Source organism: Pontibacter sp. LHS1, assembly GCF_058932855.1.
The window spans coordinates 975,851-995,172 of sequence record NZ_JBZYWF010000001.1 but is presented as its reverse complement, the minus strand read 5'-3'; the positions used below and the strand labels follow the sequence as shown (position 1 = coordinate 995,172).

The 19,322-nt window shown below is 50.7% G+C and carries 17 protein-coding genes; 10 read left to right on the top strand and 7 right to left on the bottom strand.

Annotated features, from left to right (window positions below; translation table 11 throughout):
- Positions 1 to 83: 83 nt before the first annotated feature.
- Positions 84 to 866: an enoyl-CoA hydratase/isomerase family protein gene (locus tag AC5FXQ_RS04235; RefSeq protein WP_493601237.1), complete on the bottom strand. Its 783-nt coding sequence runs from the start codon at positions 864 to 866 to the stop codon at positions 84 to 86.
- 200 nt (positions 867 to 1,066) lie between these two features.
- Here AC5FXQ_RS04235 and AC5FXQ_RS04230 point away from each other — a divergent pair, with 200 nt between their 5' ends.
- Positions 1,067 to 2,026, top strand: coding sequence for a DUF3078 domain-containing protein (locus AC5FXQ_RS04230; protein ID WP_493601236.1), 960 nt, complete (start codon positions 1,067 to 1,069; stop codon positions 2,024 to 2,026).
- A gap of 93 nt (positions 2,027 to 2,119) precedes the next feature.
- Entirely contained in the window at positions 2,120 to 2,464 is a 345-nt protein-coding gene (locus AC5FXQ_RS04225; protein WP_493601235.1) for a hypothetical protein, read from the top strand.
- A 317-nt stretch (positions 2,465 to 2,781) separates the two neighbouring features.
- Here AC5FXQ_RS04225 and infB read toward each other — a convergent pair whose 3' ends face one another.
- The 3 genes from infB to rimP all read right to left on the bottom strand — a co-directional run bounded on the left by infB (position 2,782) and on the right by rimP (position 7,719).
- The gene (gene infB, locus AC5FXQ_RS04220; RefSeq protein WP_493601234.1) at positions 2,782 to 5,865 is read right to left on the bottom strand and encodes a translation initiation factor IF-2; all 3,084 of its coding nucleotides are present in this window, start codon (positions 5,863 to 5,865) and stop codon (positions 2,782 to 2,784) included.
- Between the two features lie 119 nt (positions 5,866 to 5,984).
- The gene (gene nusA / locus AC5FXQ_RS04215) at positions 5,985 to 7,238 is read right to left on the bottom strand and encodes a transcription termination factor NusA (protein WP_007657162.1); all 1,254 of its coding nucleotides are present in this window, start codon (positions 7,236 to 7,238) and stop codon (positions 5,985 to 5,987) included.
- Positions 7,239 to 7,245: 7 nt separating this feature from the next.
- The gene (gene rimP / locus AC5FXQ_RS04210) at positions 7,246 to 7,719 is read right to left on the bottom strand and encodes a ribosome maturation factor RimP (protein WP_237717832.1); all 474 of its coding nucleotides are present in this window, start codon (positions 7,717 to 7,719) and stop codon (positions 7,246 to 7,248) included.
- A 308-nt stretch (positions 7,720 to 8,027) separates the two neighbouring features.
- On the opposite strand from rimP, the gene AC5FXQ_RS04205 reads away from it, so the two are divergent.
- From AC5FXQ_RS04205 to AC5FXQ_RS04195, 3 genes are all read left to right on the top strand, one after another.
- The gene (locus tag AC5FXQ_RS04205; RefSeq protein ID WP_493601233.1) at positions 8,028 to 9,158 is read left to right on the top strand and encodes an endonuclease/exonuclease/phosphatase family protein; all 1,131 of its coding nucleotides are present in this window, start codon (positions 8,028 to 8,030) and stop codon (positions 9,156 to 9,158) included.
- A gap of 114 nt (positions 9,159 to 9,272) precedes the next feature.
- Positions 9,273 to 10,763: a cysteine--tRNA ligase gene (gene cysS, locus AC5FXQ_RS04200; protein WP_493601232.1), complete on the top strand. Its 1,491-nt coding sequence runs from the start codon at positions 9,273 to 9,275 to the stop codon at positions 10,761 to 10,763.
- The gene (locus AC5FXQ_RS04195) at positions 10,753 to 11,766 is read left to right on the top strand and encodes a M28 family peptidase (RefSeq protein WP_493601231.1); all 1,014 of its coding nucleotides are present in this window, start codon (positions 10,753 to 10,755) and stop codon (positions 11,764 to 11,766) included. The genes cysS and AC5FXQ_RS04195 overlap by 11 nt, the downstream gene beginning before the upstream one ends.
- A gap of 47 nt (positions 11,767 to 11,813) precedes the next feature.
- Here AC5FXQ_RS04195 and AC5FXQ_RS04190 read toward each other — a convergent pair whose 3' ends face one another.
- Complete coding sequence (locus AC5FXQ_RS04190; RefSeq protein ID WP_493601230.1) at positions 11,814 to 12,479, bottom strand: hypothetical protein; 666 nt, start codon at positions 12,477 to 12,479, stop codon at positions 11,814 to 11,816.
- A gap of 293 nt (positions 12,480 to 12,772) precedes the next feature.
- Here AC5FXQ_RS04190 and AC5FXQ_RS04185 point away from each other — a divergent pair, with 293 nt between their 5' ends.
- The 4 genes from AC5FXQ_RS04185 to AC5FXQ_RS04170 all read left to right on the top strand — a co-directional run bounded on the left by AC5FXQ_RS04185 (position 12,773) and on the right by AC5FXQ_RS04170 (position 16,899).
- Positions 12,773 to 13,831 carry a class I fructose-bisphosphate aldolase gene (locus tag AC5FXQ_RS04185; protein WP_299987808.1) on the top strand — a complete coding sequence of 353 codons (1,059 nt, stop codon included), beginning with the start codon at positions 12,773 to 12,775 and terminating at the stop codon, positions 13,829 to 13,831.
- A gap of 172 nt (positions 13,832 to 14,003) precedes the next feature.
- On the top strand, positions 14,004 to 14,903 hold the full coding sequence (gene accD / locus AC5FXQ_RS04180; protein WP_493601273.1) for an acetyl-CoA carboxylase, carboxyltransferase subunit beta: 900 nt from the start codon (positions 14,004 to 14,006) through the stop codon (positions 14,901 to 14,903).
- Between the two features lie 249 nt (positions 14,904 to 15,152).
- The gene (locus AC5FXQ_RS04175) at positions 15,153 to 15,914 is read left to right on the top strand and encodes a YiaD family glycine zipper/OmpA-like lipoprotein (protein ID WP_493601229.1); all 762 of its coding nucleotides are present in this window, start codon (positions 15,153 to 15,155) and stop codon (positions 15,912 to 15,914) included.
- 319 nt (positions 15,915 to 16,233) lie between these two features.
- A complete protein-coding gene (locus AC5FXQ_RS04170) occupies positions 16,234 to 16,899 on the top strand; it encodes a YiaD family glycine zipper/OmpA-like lipoprotein (RefSeq protein ID WP_493601228.1) in 666 nt (221 codons plus the stop codon).
- Positions 16,900 to 16,961: 62 nt separating this feature from the next.
- On the opposite strand, the gene AC5FXQ_RS04165 is transcribed toward AC5FXQ_RS04170, so the two are convergent.
- Positions 16,962 to 17,624, bottom strand: a complete 663-nt coding sequence (locus AC5FXQ_RS04165; RefSeq protein WP_493601227.1) for a DUF2238 domain-containing protein — start codon at positions 17,622 to 17,624, stop codon at positions 16,962 to 16,964.
- Between the two features lie 90 nt (positions 17,625 to 17,714).
- A complete protein-coding gene (locus tag AC5FXQ_RS04160) occupies positions 17,715 to 18,407 on the bottom strand; it encodes an MBL fold metallo-hydrolase (RefSeq protein ID WP_493601226.1) in 693 nt (230 codons plus the stop codon).
- 189 nt (positions 18,408 to 18,596) lie between these two features.
- Between AC5FXQ_RS04160 and AC5FXQ_RS04155 the strand changes: the two genes are divergently transcribed.
- Positions 18,597 to 19,304 (top strand): endonuclease III domain-containing protein, encoded by a 708-nt coding sequence (locus AC5FXQ_RS04155; RefSeq protein WP_493601225.1) that lies wholly within the window; start codon positions 18,597 to 18,599, stop codon positions 19,302 to 19,304.
- Positions 19,305 to 19,322 lie beyond the last annotated feature (18 nt).

Sequence of the window (19,322 nt, the reverse complement as noted above, 5' to 3'; positions counted from 1 at the left end):
TAGGTATGGGTATCAGCTGAAAAACACAGAACGCGCTATACCTGCTTTTTATGATAGGTATAGCGCGTTCTGGAGGTATAGGCTTATGCGCCTTTGAATACAGGCTTACGCTTCTCCAGGAAAGCGTTGGTGCCTTCCACAAAGTCCTGTGAAGAGCAGCAGCGGGCAAAAGAGTTCGCCTCTGTCTGGTAGCCATCTTCGTCTTTGTCATACACGGCGTTCACGCAGTCGATCACCAGGCCAATGGCAAGTGGTGCTTTCGATAAGATCTTGTTCATGATCTCCATTGCCTTCGGTATTAGCTCTACGGCAGGCACCACATGGTTCACCAGACCAAGTGCCTTGGCTTCTCCGGCACCGATCATATCAGCGGTCATCATCAGCTCCATCGCTTTGCCTTTGCCGACCAGCTGCGTCAGGCGCTGTGTGCCGCCGTAACCAGGGATAAGACCCAGGTTCACTTCCGGCTGACCAAAGCGGGCTCCTTCGCTGGCAACACGCATGTGGCAGGCCATTGCCAGTTCGCAACCACCGCCCAGTGCAAAGCCATTTACGGCTGCTATGACAGGTTTGGTGCAACGCTCAATCATGCTGAAAACTTCCTGGCCGCGCTCTGCAAAACCACGGGCGTTCACTTCACTCAGTTCAGAGATCTCGGAGATATCAGCCCCCGCTACAAAAGCTTTCTCTCCGGCACCTGTAAAGATAGCTCCCTTTACAGCCGGGTCGTCGTAAACTTGCTGGATGGCAGCCTTAATCTCCTTGATCGTATCGATGTTGAGCGCATTAAGCTTGTCGGCACGGTTGATGGTGATCACCAGGATTCCGTTCTCAAGGTTAAGTAGCAGGTTTTCGTATATAGACATAGTTTTTATCTCTGAGTAGATGTATAGATACCAGCAGCAAATATAGCAGTGATTTGCTTAAATCCCTAAAATGCAATCTGGCAATGGCCCAGTTCAACTTGCCTTGTGCTAAACTTTCCTTATAGTTTCGGTGCTCCAACATCGTTTTGTTATCTTTGTGGGGTTTAATTAGCATACTGCTCACTTTACACCTTATTTTCATGCTTAAGGCTTTATTGCGCACTCTATTACTTCCGCTTTTCATTCTTAACATCTCCATATTTTCTGCCACTGCACAGGACACCCTCGTCGATACAGTAGCCGTTCGCAATATCTGGGACTTCGGAGGAACCGGCACAGTCAACTTCAGCCAGGTAAGCCTCAGCAACTGGGCGGCCGGCGGACAGAACTCGCTGTCAGCACTGGGCATCCTGAACCTCTACGGCAACTACAAGAATGGGAAGCATACCTGGAACAATACCCTGGACATCACTTATGGCACTGTAAAGCTGCAGGAACAGCGCCTCCGCAAGAGCGACGACCGGCTTGAGCTTAACCTGAAGTATGGCCGGCAGGCCTCCAGCAAGTGGTTCTACACGGCGCAGCTTAACACCCGCACACAGATCAGTCCAACCTATACCCCGGAGCGAGACTCTGTCATGTCTAACTTCATGGCGCCCGCTTTTGTGCTGGCTTCCATTGGTATGGACTACAAGCCTAATCCCAAGCTTTCAGTTTTTATTTCACCTTTTACAGGTAAGTTCACGGCGGTGCTCAACCAGCGCATGGCCGACTATGGCGCGTTTGGTGTAGAGCCTGCCCAGCGCGACTTGGAGGGACGTCTCATACCTGGTACAGGGGAGCGTCTGCGTGAAGAGTTCGGTGGTTTTGTGAATGTCCGCTTTCGCAACGAAATATTTAAAAATGTAACGCTGCAGTCGAAAGCCGATCTGTTTTCGAACTACCTGCGCAATGCCAAGAATATTGATGTAAACTGGGAGAACCTGGTGAACTTTAAGGTGAACAAATTTCTGTCAGCCAGCCTCTTTTTGCACATGATTTATGACGATGATATTATGATCGATGTAGACCGCAGTGGGGATGGTACATTGGATGGAAAAGGGCCCCGTTTACAGCTCAAAGAAACCATGGGAATAGGATTTTCTTACAAATTTGAATAGTAAACTTTTGCCCTGCACTTCTTGTTATTCACTAAAAATGTATACTTTAGCGTATAATGTACGTTGTATAGATACATTATCAAAAGTGGATTTATGAAAAAAGTCATATCGTTACTATTCTCTCTAGCTTTCTTCCTGTTTGTGTCCGATGCGATGGCACAGACTTCAAGTTCATCGAGCACTTCCCTGAGCTCGGGTAAAGATGAGTTCTGGGGTACTGCCAAAGTACAGGAAAAAGGTACTACCGTTGATGCTGTGGGGACACGTGCTTCAGGTATGGATACACGTTGGAATGCCTATGAAAACACGAACCGTTCCCGCTTCACCAAAGACCGCATCAAAGGAAGCAAACGCATGCAAGCCATTCTGAAAAAAGAGAAAGAGATGCATCGCAAGCATAAGCGCGATAAGCGTCGCTTGGCCCGCATGTCATTGTAATTGGTCACTGCAAAAGCATTTAAAAGCCCTGTCCGGTATATACTTGACAGGGCTTTTTTGTATCCCACAAATCTGGAGCAGCTTATTAGTCCGGAGGTACAGGATTTCCTGAAATAGTTGAAAGGCTATGCTGCTTTCAGGCTTTCAGTTTAGCAGGTATAGTTTTCCTCCAGGACCAATCTACACTGGTAGTTACAGGTATACTGTATCAGGTATAGCGCCTGTCAGACAGGTAAATCTTCGCGCCTCCTATTGGTGCAAAACAAAAGGCTCCCGCTTTCGCAGGAGCCTTTCTTATGATGGGTAATTCAGCTGTATTACAGCGTGCGTTTCACTTCTTTTTCTACGTAAGCTTCGATCACGTCTCCAACCTGTATTTCGTTGTATCCTCTGAGGCTGATACCGCACTCGTAGCCCTGGCGTACTTCTGACACATCGTCTTTGAAACGCTTGAGTGCCAGGATCTCGCCGTCGTGCACTACGATGCCGTCGCGTACCAGGCGTACTTTAGAGTTACGCTGGATAGAGCCGTCTGTGATCATACAGCCAGCAATCGTACCAACCTTTGTGATCTTAAATACATCGCGAACTTCAGCATTACCTGTGATCTCCTCCTTCAGGGTAGGAGCAAGCATACCTTCCATCGCATCTTTCACCTCGTTGATCGCATCGTAGATGATAGAGTACAGACGAACGTCGATCTGCTCCTGCTCTGCCAGTCTGCGTGCATTCTGAGAAGGACGCACCTGGAAGCCGATGATGATTGCATCAGAAGCCGAAGCAAGCAATACATCGGATTCGGAGATAGCGCCTACGCCTTTGCTGATGATGTTCACCTGCACTTCGGCAGTTGACAGCTTCAACAGGGAGTCAGAAAGTGCTTCTACTGAACCGTCCACGTCACCTTTCACAATCACGTTAAGCTCCTTGAATGTACCGATCGCCAGTCGACGACCAATCTCGTCCAGGGTGATGTGCTTACGTGTGCGCAGGCTTTGCTCACGCTGCAGCTGAGCGCGGTTGCTTGCGATCTCACGTGCTTCACGCTCAGATTCCATTACCTGGAACTTGTCACCAGCCTGTGGTGCACCGTCAAGACCGAGCAGCTGTACCGGAGTAGAAGGGCCTGCTTCTTTCATCTTGCGACCGCGGTGGTCTGTCATAGCCTTTACTCTACCATAGTGAGAGCCGGCTAGCACAACATCTCCAATATTCAGTGTACCTGTCTGAACCAGTACAGTGGCTACGTAGCCACGGCCTTTGTCAAGAGAGGCTTCGATCACCGTACCTACCGCTTTTCTGTCTGGATTGGCCTTCAGCTCAAGTAGTTCTGCTTCCAGCAATACTTTCTCCAGCAGTTCAGGTATACCTTGGCCAGTTTTGGCTGATACTTCCTGTGACTGGTATTTACCACCCCACTCTTCCACCAGGATGTTCATCTGGGCAAGTTCCTCACGTACCTTGTCCGGGTTAGCTCCTGGCTTGTCAATTTTGTTCAGAGCGATGATGATCGGCGAGCCAGCAGCTTGTGCGTGGTTGATCGCTTCTTTTGTCTGTGGCATCACTGAGTCGTCGGCTGCTACCACGATGATAACAACGTCTGTTACCTTGGCACCACGGGCACGCATGGCCGTAAAGGCTTCGTGACCAGGAGTATCGAGGAAGGTAACGGTACGTCCGCCTTCAGTTTTCACGCTGTAGGCACCAATGTGCTGCGTGATACCACCCGCCTCGCCAGCTGTTACATTGGCGTTTCGGATATAGTCAAGGAGGGAGGTTTTACCGTGGTCAACGTGACCCATGATTGTCACAATCGGAGCACGATCTACCAGGTCCTCTTCGTTTTCTTCAATGGTTACCTCAAGCGCCTGCTCGTCTTCGGATGTGATGAACTCAACTGCGTAGCCAAATTCGTCCGCTATGATGGTGATCGCTTCGGCGTCAAGGCGCTGGTTGATGGATACGAACATACCCAACTGCATACATACCTTGATGACTTCGTTCACGCTCACATTCATAAGTGCTGCCAGGTCATTGGCTGACACGAATTCTGTCACACGCAGAGTCTTAGACTCTGCCTGCTCCATCAGACGGCGCTCTTCTGTTGCATCAGCAATAGCAGAGCGTTTTTCACGACGGTACTTGGCGCGGTTACCACCACCACCTTTGCCGCCGCTTAGCTTCGCCAGCGTAGCCTTGATCTGCTCCTGAATTTCCTTATCAGTTACCTCTGCTTTTTCTGCGCGAGGAGATGGAGCATTGCGTGGCCCACGACCTCCAGGTCCGCCGCCAGGACGTTGTCCCGGACGATTGCCCTGGTAGCCACCACCTGTGCCGCCAGTGTGCTGGATCGGGCGTGACTGCGGGTTAGCAGTAGTGCCTTGTTGTTGTCCCTGTGTGCCGCCGCCTTGTTCAGTGCCGGCCACAATAATGCGCTTGCGCTTTTTCTTTTTACCGGCCTTCCTGTCATCGGAAGACGCTACCGGCTTAGTACCTTTTCTACGTGTGCTGTCTGGCAGTTCAATCTTGCCCAGTACCGTAAGGCCTTTCAGCTGGTCGGCTTTTGCTGTAATTGTTTCTATTGGTTCTGTTCCTTTTTCGACAGGCGTTGCAGCCGGTTGATCCGGAGCCTGTGGTGCCGCTGCTTGCGCAGGAGCTTTTTCTGTTTCTATTGTCTTTTGTTCCGCAGCAGGGGCAGGAGGCGTTGCCGGCTGCTGTGGCTTTTCTTCAGTTTTAGGAGTCTCCGGTTTCGGAGCTTCTGCTTTTGGCGTCGCAGGTGCTTGTTCAGCTGCTGCAGGCTTCTGCTCAGCAGCTGGTTGCTCAACTGGCGCAGGAGTAGGTGCAGGGGCTGGAGCGGCAGGTTGCTCTGGTGCTTTCGCTTCCGGAGCTTTTGGCTGCTCTGCTGCAGGTGCCTTCGGCTCTTCAGCTTTAGGTGCTGCCTTTGGTATAGGGCGGCCTTTTGCGTCCAGGTCTATTTTACCGAGCACTTTTATACCTGGCAGCTTTGCCTCAACTGGTGCCGCGGCTGGCTGTGCAGGCGCTTTTGGCTCTTCTGTTTTAGGCTTGGCCTCAGGTGTTTCAGCTTTCGGCTGGTGCACGCTCTTGATCAGGATTTCCTGCTCAGGCTCTGTTGTTTTCTTGGGCTCGTGGTGCGGCTCCGATTCCACTACTTGGTTGCTTTGTGGTTTCTTGCCGATGTTGAGTTCTTCCGCTTCAATCTTGTCTTGCATTGAAGAAGCGAACTCCTTAGCCAGCATACTGAACTGCTCTGCCGTGATTTTGGTAGTGGGTTTGTTTTCCACGTCAAAGCCTTTAGCAGAGAGGTAATCCACAATGGTAGCTGTACCAATGTTTAAAGTAGTTGCAACCTGTTTGAGCCTCCTGATTTTGTCTTCTGCCATGTTCTGATATGCTGTCTTTAATTTATTCTGTTAATATGCTATAGTTGCCTTGCAAGGTATAGAACTGAGCTTCGTTCCGAATTTCTTTCAAAATTACAGGAACGAAGCTCAACTCACAACTATTGATTGTCTTCTTCTTCCAACTCTTCGCGCAGGATAGAGAGTACGCTTTCGATCGTTTCCTCTTCCAGCTCTGTTCTGCGAAGCAGGTCTTCTTTCGAAACTGCCAGTACGCTCTTGGCTGTATCCAAGCCGATGCGGCGCAGTTCTGCGATCACCCAGTCTTCGATTTCGTCTGTAAATTCTTCCAGGCTGATGTCTTCTTCGTATACCTCAGACTCTCTGAACACGTCGATCTCCATGTCAACCAGTTTGCTGGCAAGCTTGATGTTCTGGCCGCCTTTACCGATCGCAAGCGACACCTGGTCTGGCTTCAGGAACACCGATACTCTACCGTTTTCGTTGTCTATTTTCATGCTCGTGATCTTAGCCGGGCTAAGGGCACGCTGGATGTATAGCTCCAGGTTGTCGGTGTAGTTGATCACGTCAATGTTTTCGTTCTCCAGCTCGCGCACGATGCTGTGGATACGGGAACCTTTCATGCCCACACAGGCACCTACCGGGTCAATACGGTCGTCAAACGATTCTACGGCTACTTTAGCACGCTCGCCGGGCTCACGCACGATTTTTTTGATCGCGATCAGGCCATCGTATATTTCCGGAACTTCGTTCTCAAACAAACGCTCCAGGAATGCTGGAGATGTACGGGAAAGAATGATCTTCGGATTACCATTCACGATCTCAACACGCTGTACCACAGCACGCACTACGTCGCCTTTGCGGTAGCGATCTTTCGGGATCTGCTCGCCTTTCGGGATCAGCAGTTCGTTTTCTTCCTGATCAAGCAACAGTACTTCGCGGTTCCATACCTGGTATACCTCACCTGAGATGATCTCGCCAACAAGGTCCTTGTACTTCTGGAACAGGAGTTCTTTCTCCATGTCTTTGATACGCTGGATCAGGGTCTGGCGGGCAGTCAACACGGCGCGGCGACCGAAGTCCTCGAGCTGTATTTCTTCTGATACCTCTTCGCCTACTTCAAAGTCAGGCTCTATCTTGCGGGCCTCCGTAAGGCTGATCTTGTCATGGTCCCAGATGTCCTCCGAGTTGTCGTCCACGATTTCGCGGTTGCGCCAGATCTCCAGGTCACCCTTCTCCACGTTCAGGATGATGTCAAAGTTCTCGTCGGTACCCCACTTTTTGCGGATCATAGTGCGGAATACATCCTCCAGGATGCGCATCATCGTCGGGCGGTCTATGTTCTTGAATTTCGCAAATTCAGCGAACGACTCGATCAGGACTGAACTGTTCATTATTTTATCATTTAAAAGATATTACAACATTTGCTTTTACAATCTCCCCGAAAGGTATTTGCACAGGCTCATACGTTGCCTTTTTGCCTTTTTGTTTGATTTCTTCTGTCAGGTTTATACCTGTCTCGGTTACCTCTTCCAGCTTACCGGTTCTCTCAGTACCGTCCTGCATTTTCAGCTTCAGGTTACGGCCGATATTTCTCTTAAACTGCTGCGGCTGCGTGAGCGGAAAATCCACTCCCGGTGAACTTACCTCCAGCACATAAGATACTTCCTCGCCATACGTCTCTGCGATCTTTGAATTGACGCGGCGGCTGATGGTAGCGCACTGGTCAATGGTGATGCCCTGCTCGCCGTCAGCCAGCACGGTTATCTTAGGGCGCACTGCCGAATCAGACACTGCCACATCCACGATGAACAGATCATTTTCCGGAAGGCTGGCTTCCGCCATAGCGCGAATACTTTGTGCCGTTATTGCCATATTTATTTAAAGAAAATAAAGAAGGGGACCTCGCGTCCCCTCATCTCCTTGGAAATAATGTCACAAATTTACTATAAAAACATTATATAAACAACAATATGTGTTTAAGTGCGCTGTAATTATATGGTTTCTGGAGATTTCGGGCGGCATTTTTGTGGCCAATGCCAGCTGCCGGAGGGGCTTCGGTTCTGTAACAAGCACAAGTGCTGGAAAAGTTCTGCAGATTAAAATCATTATTGCCACCGCACTGAATATATTCTGAACCGTGGCTTGATATTCCTACAAGCATAATTTGTAAGTTTGCCACCGTGGCAGGTACATTCAAACAAATACGCCGGAGAATCTGGCTGATCCTGAACATCCTGGTGGTGCTTTGGCTACTGCTGGGGGTGCTGAGCATGCGTGTGCCACCCTACGAATTCTGGCCTGCCGGCTTTGTTGCCTTTTCACTTCCCGGCGCACTGGTGCTTAATTTTCTGTTCTTTATCTACTGGCTGTTGAAGCGCTCTTGGTATGTGTTTCTGCCGCTTGCCGTCATCGGCCTTGGCTGGAATCACTATGGCCGGCTTGTATCTATCACCTGGGACAAAGAGCCACCTACAGGAGCCAAGACTTTGGAGGTGCTCAGCTTCAACGTGCATATTTTTAACGCCTACGAAAAGATAGTGGAAGGCGTGCCGCGCGTGTCGGAAGAGATGGTAGACTGGGTAGCCACACACCCTGCCGATGTGTTCTGTCTGCAGGAGTTTTACAGCCGGGTCAACTCGACAGAATATAACAATTTCAACCGGATCGGGAAGCGCTACAACCGGCATATGTTTGCCTCTACTTACCAGGGCGATCGTGTGAAAGCCGATTTAGGTATAGCCATTTTCTCAAAATACCCGATCGTCAGGGGCAACACCATCCGCTTCCCGAACACGCCGGAGCGCAGCGCCAACCGGGCCGCCTGGGTCGATATCAATGTGAAAGGAGATACTGTCAGGGTATACGCCGTACATCTTCAATCAATGAGTATTAAGGCGGAGGATATTGAAAATACGTATTCGGCAATTGGCGATGAAGAAAGCTTCCGGAAGGAAAGCCGCAACCTGGCCCGCCGTTTGCGAATGGGCTTTAGGGCCAGGGCCATGCAGGTACAGCAGCTGCTCGACCATGTGAAGACTTCGCCTTATCCGGTTATTGTCACAGGTGACTTCAACGACATTCCGTTCAGCTATACCTACAGTCAACTGGTGGGCGAATTGAATAATTCATTTGAGAAAGCCGGTAATGGAGTAGGCGCCACTTACAACGGGCCTTTGCCATTCCTGCGTATTGATAATCAGTTCTTCAGCGAAGGGCTGGAGGCTTACGATTTTAAAACACATTACGAAATGCCGCTCTCCGACCACTTTCCGATCTCGGCAACCTATGTCATCAAGCCGAAAGAGGAGTAAGAGACTGAAGGTATAATTTTTTAGTTTTGAACTTTGGTTGGCCTTAGGGCTCACCAGGATAATCAAGTATAAACAGAAGGCATGCCCTTTGCGCATGCTATGCATACCGATACCATGCAACACAAACTGAACCTGTATAACACGCTCACGCGCAAAAGAGAACTGTTCGAACCGCTGCACGCACCCTTTGTGGGGATGTATGTCTGCGGGCCGACCGTATACGGCGAGCCGCACCTGGGCCATGCCCGCAGTGCCGTTACCTTCGATGTACTGTACCGCTACCTGAAATACCTGGGGTATAAAGTACGCTACGTGCGGAACATCACCGACGTGGGCCACCTTGAAAACGATGCCGACGAAGGCGAAGACAAAATCCAGAAAAGAGCAAAGCTGGAGCACCTGGAGCCGATGGAAGTAGTGCAGCACTATACCAATGTGTACCAGCAGGACATGGCTACGCTCAATGCCAAGTCGCCGGATATAGAGCCGCGTGCTTCGGGCCACATCATCGAGCAGATTCAGATGATACAGGAGATACTCGAGAACGGCATGGCCTATGAGGTGAACGGATCGGTATACTTTGATGTGCCGGCGTATCACAAAAACAACAACTACGGCAAGCTGTCGGGTCGCATCATTGAGGACCTGTTGAGTAATACCCGCGACACTGAAGGGCAGGAGGAAAAGCGTTCGCCGCTCGACTTTGCGCTTTGGAAGAAAGCATCACCACAGCACATCATGCGCTGGCCTTCGCCCTGGAGCGACGGCTTCCCGGGCTGGCACCTCGAGTGCTCGGCCATGAGCCGCAAGTACCTGGGGGAGACCTTCGACATTCACGGTGGCGGACTTGACCTGATGTTCCCGCACCACGAGTGCGAGATTGCGCAGAGCCAGGCCAGCCACAGCCACAGCGACGCCGCCCGCTATTGGGTGCATAATAACATGATTACCGTGAACGGGCAGAAGATGGGCAAGTCACTGGGCAACTTCATCAACCTGAGCGAGCTCTTCAGCGGCAAGCACAAAATGCTGGAGCAGGCTTACAGCCCGATGACCATCCGCTTTTTTATCTTGCAGGCGCACTACCGCAGTACCCTCGACTTTAGCAACGAGGCGCTACAGGCCGCCCAGAAAGGGTATAGAAAGCTGATGAACGGGATGCGCGTGCTCGAGAAACTGGTATACCCAGAGCAACCGGCTACACCGGACGAAAAGCTGAACGAGGACCTGCTGAAGCTGACAGAGGATTGCTTCCGCGGCCTGAACGACGACCTGAACACGGCCCGCACGATCGCTTCGCTCTTCAACCTGCTCAAGAAGATCAACAGTCTATACCTGGGGCAGCTGCAGATCGGGGCGCTGACACGTGGCACCTTCGATACCATCCGCACGACCTATACCGAACTGGTGAGCGACGTGCTTGGGCTGAAAGATGAACCGACTGCTGACATGGAAAAGATGCTGGAGCTGGTGCTCGGCTTTTACAAAGAGGCAAAAGAGAATAAGGCTTATGATAAGGTAGATGCCATCCGTGCCGAGCTGAAGAAGCAGGGTATCGTGATCAAGGACCTGAAAACCGGAATTGACTGGGCTTATGAAGAATAATATGAAGCTACTGGCCGTCTTGTTGCTGAGCGCCATGGGGCTTAACAGCTGCGACTCTTCTGAAAACGGAAGCAATACCGATCGTGTAGAAACGACAGAGGTGGAAGAAGCTGTGGTGCAGGCACCTGAGTTCAACGCGGATTCTGCTTACTATTTTGTGGATCGTCAGGTGGCTTTCGGACCGCGTGTGCCGAACACGGCAGCGCATTACAAAACGGGGGAGTGGCTGATTGAAACGCTGCGCAGCTATGGCGCCGAGGTGCAGGTGCAGGCCTTTCAGATGCGTGCCTTTGACGGTACGATGCTGAACCTGCGCAACATCATCGGTACCATCAACCCGAATGCAACTAAGCGTGTACTGCTGGCTGCGCATTGGGATACGCGCCCCTTTGCCGACAAAGACGAGCAAAATCAGAACAAGCCGATTGACGGTGCCAACGATGGAGCCAGCGGTGTAGGCGTGCTGCTCGAGATCGCCCGTGCCATACAGGCGGCAGAGCAGAAGCCAGATGTAGGCATTGACATCATTTTCTTTGACGGAGAAGATTATGGCCGTCCTGATGACAGTGAGCATCCATACATGCAGGACGACTGGTGTCTGGGGTCACAGTATTGGAGCAAGAACAAACATAAGCCGAATTACAAGGCGAACTACGGTATACTGCTCGACATGGTGGGAGCCGAGAACGCCAAGTTTGCCCGCGAAGGCACCTCCATGCAGTATGCCCGCAACATCGTGGACAAGGTATGGCGTGCCGGCAATCGCCTCGGCTACTCCGATTACTTTAAGTATGTGAACGCCCCGGCCATTACCGACGACCACTATTACGTGAACACAGTGGCCGGCATCCGCATGATCGACATCATCGAGTACAACTTGGCAGATCAGGATGATTACTTCGGTCCGTATCACCACCGCCACACCGACACAATGGACATCATCAGCAAGAACACCCTGAAGGCCGTGGGCCAAACGGTGCTACACGTGCTGTACAACGAATAAAGCTATACCTGGCTGACATAAAAAAGGCGCTCCATGAAGCGCCTTTTTTATTGCCTTACAACAGAGGGAAGTACATTGTCTTCAGCCATCTTTTGGACGGTGAGCTCAGCAAACTGGCTGGCGGCTTTGCGCAGGCTGCGGGGGCTGTGCGACTTAGACTGAGCTGACCATACCAGTCGGTCAGAGTTGACGTCGTATAGATTTGTTTCGAGGTAGTATACTTTGTCTTCGGTGTAGTAGCCGGGGTCGTATAATGTAGGGTACCAGTAGTTGTAATAACCCCTGAAGCTGCCATACCATACAAAGCGCGACATCGGGCGGTACCCCATATTGCCTGGCACGTAGCGGGTTTCAGTTTGCTCGTCTACCAGAGTGGCTGTCAGGATGGCGTCATGGCCATCTTCCCTGATGCGCTCTATGAGCAGGTTTACATCCGGTCCAGCTTTAGCGGTAGCAGATGGCGGGAACAAATCGATACTGCGGGTTGCCTGAATACCTCTCATCTGCAACTGCGTCTGCAGGTCGTTCTCCACTTCCTGCCGGGCCAGGACGTTATCGGTAAGGGCAGCCACCACTACCCGCTGATAATTCTGCGCTTCAATTTCGGGGCTCTTCCAGGACCCCATGATCTGAGTGGAAGACGAGCATGCCGCTATACCTGCCAACAGTAGCAGGAGTGGCAGCCAGGCGTTCCTAATAAGTTTGTGTTCCATGTTCTTGATGCTTAATCTGCTTATACCTAGTTTATTGTATAACGAGTAGCGGCCTCGGTTAGGTTTAAGATCTCATCTATACCTGGAGCAGCTGGTGCAGGGGTAGTTTGGAGGTATAAGGCAGGTGAATTTAGTGCTGAAATTAGAGCAACATTTTGAGGGCGGAAACGGTATGTGGAGGCAGCAACGCACCACTTGCATGAGCAGCCATGATATTTTCTGAAGTATTCAAAAAGCATTATATATTTGTCCTGCAATTCAATACGTCCCTTTTATTAAAAACTATTTAAAAAATGTCGTACGATAACATCGTTTCCTTACTTGGTTCTGAAGCGGAAAATCTGCTTCAGTATGAAAGCAAAACAATCTCTAAGGACCTGATCCATGCACCGGGCCCTGACTTTGTAGACCGTGTGTTCTCCCAGTCAAACCGTAACCCGCAGGTATTGCGCAGCCTGCAGCAGCTTTTCAATCATGGCCGCCTGGCAGGTACGGGTTACCTGTCCATTCTGCCTGTTGACCAGGGCATCGAGCACACCGCAGGTGCTTCTTTTGCTCCAAACCCTATTTACTTTGACCCTGAGAACATCATCAAGCTGGCAATCGAAGGTGGCTGCAACGCTGTGGCGACAACCTTTGGTAACCTGGCGATGATGTCCAGAAAGTATGCGCACAAGATTCCGTTTGTGGTGAAGATCAACCACAACGAGCTGATGACCTACCCGAACAAATATGACCAGATCATGTTCGGCTCTGTGGACGAAGCCTGGAACCTGGGCGCTACTGCCGTGGGGGCTACCATCTACTTCGGCTCAGAGGAGTCTTCGCGCCAGATCATTGAGGTGGCCGAGGCTTTCGAAAGAGCGCACCAGCTTGGTATGGCCACGATCCTGTGGTGCTATACCCGCAACAACGCCTTTAAGAAGGACGGTACTGACTACCACGTAGCAGCTGACCTGACAGCACAGGCGAACCACCTGGGCGTAACGATTCAAGCGGACATCATCAAGCAGAAACTTCCTGAGAACAACGGTGGCTTCAAAGCGATCGGCTTCGGCAAGACACACGAGAAGATGTATTCTGAGCTTTCTTCTGACAACCCAATTGACCTGGCCCGCTACCAGGTGGCAAACTGCTACATGGGCCGTGCCGGTTTGATCAACTCCGGAGGCGAGTCTAAGGGTGAGTCGGATCTGGCGGATGCCGTGCGCACAGCCGTAATTAACAAGCGTGCAGGCGGTATGGGCCTGATCTCTGGCCGTAAAGCGTTCCAGAAAGACATGAAAGTTGGTGTGGAGCTGCTGAACGCGATTCAGGACGTATACCTGGCCAACGATATTACACTTGCCTAATCTGTAGCAGAACTGCTGATTATTAACTAATTTTACAGCCTGCTTTGGAGTCGCTCCTTTGTGAGTAATCCGAAGCAGGCTATATTTGTGCTCAAATCTGCCCAGAGTTGGTAAAGAAGAGTATGGCAGAACAACCATTTAATGTGCGGTACGCACGACCGATACGATTATGATGCCTTGGTTTAAACGAGTAGAAAAAGGAATTATCACACCGACAGAGGAGAAAAAAGAAACTCCTGACGGCTTGTGGTTTAAGTGCCCGGATTGCAAGACAGTGACTAGCATGTCCGAGCACCGCAAAAACCTGAAGACCTGCGTGAAGTGCAACTACCACGACCGTGTTGGTTCAAAGGAATATTTCGCCATCCTGTTCGACGACAACAAGTTTACGGAGATGGACGAGGATATGACCTCGGGCGATCCGCTCAACTTCGTGGACTCCAAGCCATACCCGCAGCGCACTGCTGAGACACAGCGCAAGACCGGTCTCAAGGACGCCGTGCGCACTGCCTATGGTAAGTCAGGTGGCAGGGACATCACCATCGCCTGTATGGACTTTGCCTACATTGGTGGCTCTATGGGTTCTGTGGTGGGCGAGAAGATTGCCCGCGCTATCGACCATGCCCGCAAGACACGCACGCCTTTCATGATGATCTCTAAGTCAGGTGGTGCCCGTATGATGGAGGCTGGCTTCTCGCTGATGCAGATGGCCAAAACTTCTGCTAAACTGGCACTTCTTTCGGAGGAAAAGCTACCTTATATTTCGATGCTCACTGACCCTACAACGGGTGGTGTAACGGCATCTTATGCCATGCTGGGCGACTTCAACATTGCCGAGCCGGGAGCACTGATTGGTTTTGCCGGACCGCGTGTAATCAAAGAAACGATCGGGAAGGACCTGCCGAAAGGCTTCCAGAGTGCGGAGTTCGTACTGGAGCATGGCTTCCTGGACTTCATCGTGGACCGCAAGGAACTGAAGCAGCGCCTGGTAGACCTGCTGGGTATGATCATGCCTGCCACAGAGGAAAAAAACGGAACAACCAAAACGCAGAAAGCAGCCAAATCGGCATAAGCGGATTGGACTAAAATAATAGAGCAGAAAAGCCTGTTAGTGTCGCTGACAGGCTTTTTTGGTGGCACTCAAACACGACAAAATATAAGCTGAGCGGGTGCAAACAAACTTTTTCAGCTCAGGAAAGTAATAGTTTGGGTAAAGCACAATATTGTGCCTAAGTTTGGCATTAGTATTGCGAAAGCACAAATACTAAGTATAATTAATACTACTATCAACCAAAAACCATTTTTCAAATTTATTAAGACTATGAAACTAGTAAAACTATCGTTGACATCTATGCTGGCTGTAACCATGCTGTTCACTTCCTGCCAGACTACGCGTCCGACTACTTCTGGTACAGGCGACACTTCAACTACGACAGGTAACAGAACCGAAACTTCCACTACCGGCGAAGAGAAGACAGGTATGAATAAAACCACTAAGGGCGGTATCATCGGAGCTGGCTCCGGCGCTGTAGTAGGTGGTATTATTGGTAACCGCATGGGTAACACAGCGGCGGGTGCCATTATAGGTGCTGCCGTGGGTGGAGCCACAGGCGCCGTTATCGGTCGCCGTATGGATAAGCAGGCCGAGGAACTGGAGAAGAGTATGGAAAACGCCAAGATCGAGCGTGTGGGCGAGGCTATCCGTATCAACTTTGACTCGGGCATCCTGTTCGCCGTGAACTCTGCTGAACTGAGCGCCAGTGCTAAGAAAGACATTGACGGCCTGGTAAACACATTGCAGAAATACGAAGGCACCAACATCATCATCGAAGGCCACACAGACAACACCGGTAGCCGTGAGCTGAACCAGGGACTGTCAGAGCGTCGTGCGCAGGCTGTTGCCAACTATGCCCGCACCCGTGGAGTAGACGCATCGCGCATGCAGGCAAAAGGCTATGCCTTTGACCAGCCGATTGCTGACAACACGACAGCTGAAGGCCGTGCGCAGAACCGCCGTGTAGAGATCATCATCATTGCCAGCGAGGAGCTGAAGAAAGCTGCCGAAAGCGGTGAAATAAAATAAGGTATAAGATATAGTACCTGTACTGAAGCGCCTGTCGGGTATACCTGACAGGCGCTTTTTTGTGCAGTATGTTTTAACTAAAAACACGCTATGCAGGTTGCCAGCGCCACCTGCAGGCGACTTTTGAATATTCTCCGGTTGGTTTACGTATATAGTTTGTCTAATGTAGTTAGTTAAGAGGCGTTAGCAACGTGTTGATCTGTAGTGTCTTGTAATAGATAGCCCGTTCAACTGCTATATCCGGATACAACATTTTAACACATATTGAGTATTAAGGGCTTAATCTGACAACTATAATTGAAAATTAAAAAACAAGAACATGAAACATATCAGAATTTATTTTTTAGTGCTGGCCGTATTCGGTTTCTTATTCACATCCTGTAATGCCAGTCGTACGGCCAAAGGCGGTGCCATCGGTGCTGGTGGCGGTGCTGTAGTAGGTGGTGTAATTGGTAAAGTAGCTGGTAACACAGCGGCGGGTGCCATTATAGGTGCTGCCGTGGGCGGTACGGCCGGTGCCCTGATTGGTCGCCGTATGGATAAGCAGGCTGAAGAGCTGCGTCGTGACCTGGAAAATGCGAAGGTTGAGCGTGTAGGTGAGGGTATCAAAATCACCTTCGACTCAGGCATCCTTTTCGATGTGAACTCTGCTGAACTTCGCCCAAATGCACAGGCTGACATTCAGAAACTGGCCACTACATTGCAGAAGTACGAAGACACCAATGTGATCATCGAGGGTCATACAGACAACACCGGTAGCCGTGAGCTAAACCAACGTCTGTCGGAGCGTCGTGCTGAGTCCGTAGCGAGCTATGCTACCCAGCAGGGAGTTGCCCGTAACCGTATCACAACGCAGGGCTGGGCATTTGACCACCCGGTAGCCGACAACTCCACAGCATCTGGCCGTCAGGCAAACCGTCGTGTAGAGATCGCGATCTTTGCAAACGAGAAAATGAAGAAAGCTGCAGAACGCGGTGAACTATAATCATTTGAGAATTTATAGAGAAGCCAGCTATACCTCAGGTATAGCTGGCTTTTTTTGTGCGGCTAGTTTCCGGTAGCTGACGGAGTTGGGCGCTTGCGGAGCACAATAGCAAACCCGATGGCTATGCTGGCTCCCAGAAAGGCGAGTACCATGTCCTTTTGTGCGTCCCAGATATCGCCCTGCATGCCCAGGTAGGCCATGCCTTGCTCGTCTCCATCGTACACGAGGTCTGCCACGATCCACTCCACAATTTCATACACGGCACTCAGTGACAGAACGAGTGACAGCGTGAGCACACTGCTCAGGAACACACTCAGACTAAAACCGCGTCTTGCAATTTCATAAATGGGGTATGTGAGCAGCAAGCCAAAGCCAAAGTGCACGATGCGGTCGTAGTGGTTACGCCGGAAGTCAAGCTGCTCTTTCATCCACTCACCAAAGGGGTTGTCAGCATACTGGTAATAGCTGCCGTACACGTGCAGCATCATGAACAAAAAAATTAAGGTATAGCTGGTGTCGGTGAAGCGGAAGATATTGTAAAAAGCAGCCAGTATGATTACTACAGAGAGTGTGAGGGAGTTTTCGAGGAGCCAATTGAGCAGATCGGGCGTGGTAAAGCCTGTGTACGCCAGGAAAGCCATGAAAACACCCATGTAAGTCATGTGCAGTGGCCTGCGCATGAAAGGCAGCTTATGCTTAGAGCGAAAAGTCATTGTAAACGTCATGTGCCAACTGGTTTTGTGCAGTACTGCAGCATTAACCTTAAATTGATACACATGTTTTGCCTAATTGGATACAAGCTTTTATTAAATGCTCTAAGCCAAAAGGTCTTTTTGGTAAAACACCAGCCTGATCGGGTTGTCCCCCGGGTTCTGAGTAGGGTCACAGTGGTAGCCAAACATCTCAACGCCGTTCATGTAGGGGAGCAGCTTTTTGTAAAAGGTATGGCCCGTGTTTTCGGGGTTGAAGGTTATGTCGTGGTACACGCAGGTGGGCAGCGAAGGCATGCGGCTCAGTTTGTCAAACAGCACATCGGGCTTGCCGAGATCGCCTGAGTATACGATGCGGTTGTCTTCCTCTTCAAAAATGTAAGCAAATGACTGCAAGCCCTCTGAGTGCAGACCATAGGTATCAACGACCTTTATACCCTCAAAGCGATCAAGCGGAACGAACTCAACGTACTTGTCCGGGTCCTTCACCTGGATTTTCAGGAACTCGTATACCTGCGCCTTGAACTGGTCTGTTGGGTACAGGATGGTTGGCTTTGGAGCTTTTTCTACCACATGCTTGTGCAGCAGCAGATTGGCCAGGCTACCACAGTGGTCGTTGTGCAGGTGGGTGAGCAGGATATGATCCACCCGATGCAGCAGGTTTTTATGCACCAGCGTCTGGTATACCGTAAAGCCACAATCTATCAATACACACTTTTCCCGCACCGTCACCAAAGCGGCAGAGTTCAGGTAATCGATGTCAAAGGCACCTCCTGTTCCTAAGAATTTAATTTGCATAGAATGAAAGTTAATGCCGTTTTGGGCTAAGACTACAGGTATAGCGGTAATTGAAATAAATTGTTGTAAGATATTACAATTTTCCTGCATAAATGTTCGGACATGTACGTTAGCCCTGTTCAGCTTATTTGATGGGAAACGCCATTTGCATAAAGCCGTTTATTAAGAACCGGCTAACCCAAGTGAGCAATGGAAGGATATGAACTACCCGCTGAAGACAAAATAATGATCACCCACGAGCTGCTGAACCAGGAGTACAAACCCCTGAAGCTCGATCCGCGTCGCAGCCACATGCACGAGCTCATCTCGACGATGCTCTCGCACCGCACCAACCACAGAGACGAGGAGAAGGCCTTCTATACCATGATGGAGCGCTTCGGTGATTGGGAAGGGGTGATGAATGCCCCCTTTGATGATCTGGCCGATGCCATCAGCACGACCCGCTACCCGGGACAGAAGGTGCCGCAGATACAGCAGACGCTGCACATCATCAAAGAGGAGCGGGGGGAGTTCAGTATCGATTTTCTGGAGGAGATGCCTGTGGAGGAGGCGCTGGCCTGGCTGACACGCCTGCCGGGTGTGGGACTGAAAACAGCTACGCTGGTACTGCTGTTCAACTTCAAAAAGCCGGTGCTCCCCGTCGACACGCACGTGTTTCGGGTGAGCCAGCGGGTAGGCTTGATCGGAGCCAAAGTAACCGCTAATAAAGCCCATGACATCCTGCTGGACATGCTGCCCAAAGATGCCGTGGTGCTTTTTAACTTCCATAAACACCTGCTCAAGCACGGACAGAAGATCTGTACCTGGTCGTACCCGAGGTGCGAGAAGTGTGTGCTGAACGGGATCTGCAATTACTACAACCAGGTGCGGGCCAAGGGGGTTGATAAGGCGGCGTAATAAAAGCTACAACCCAGG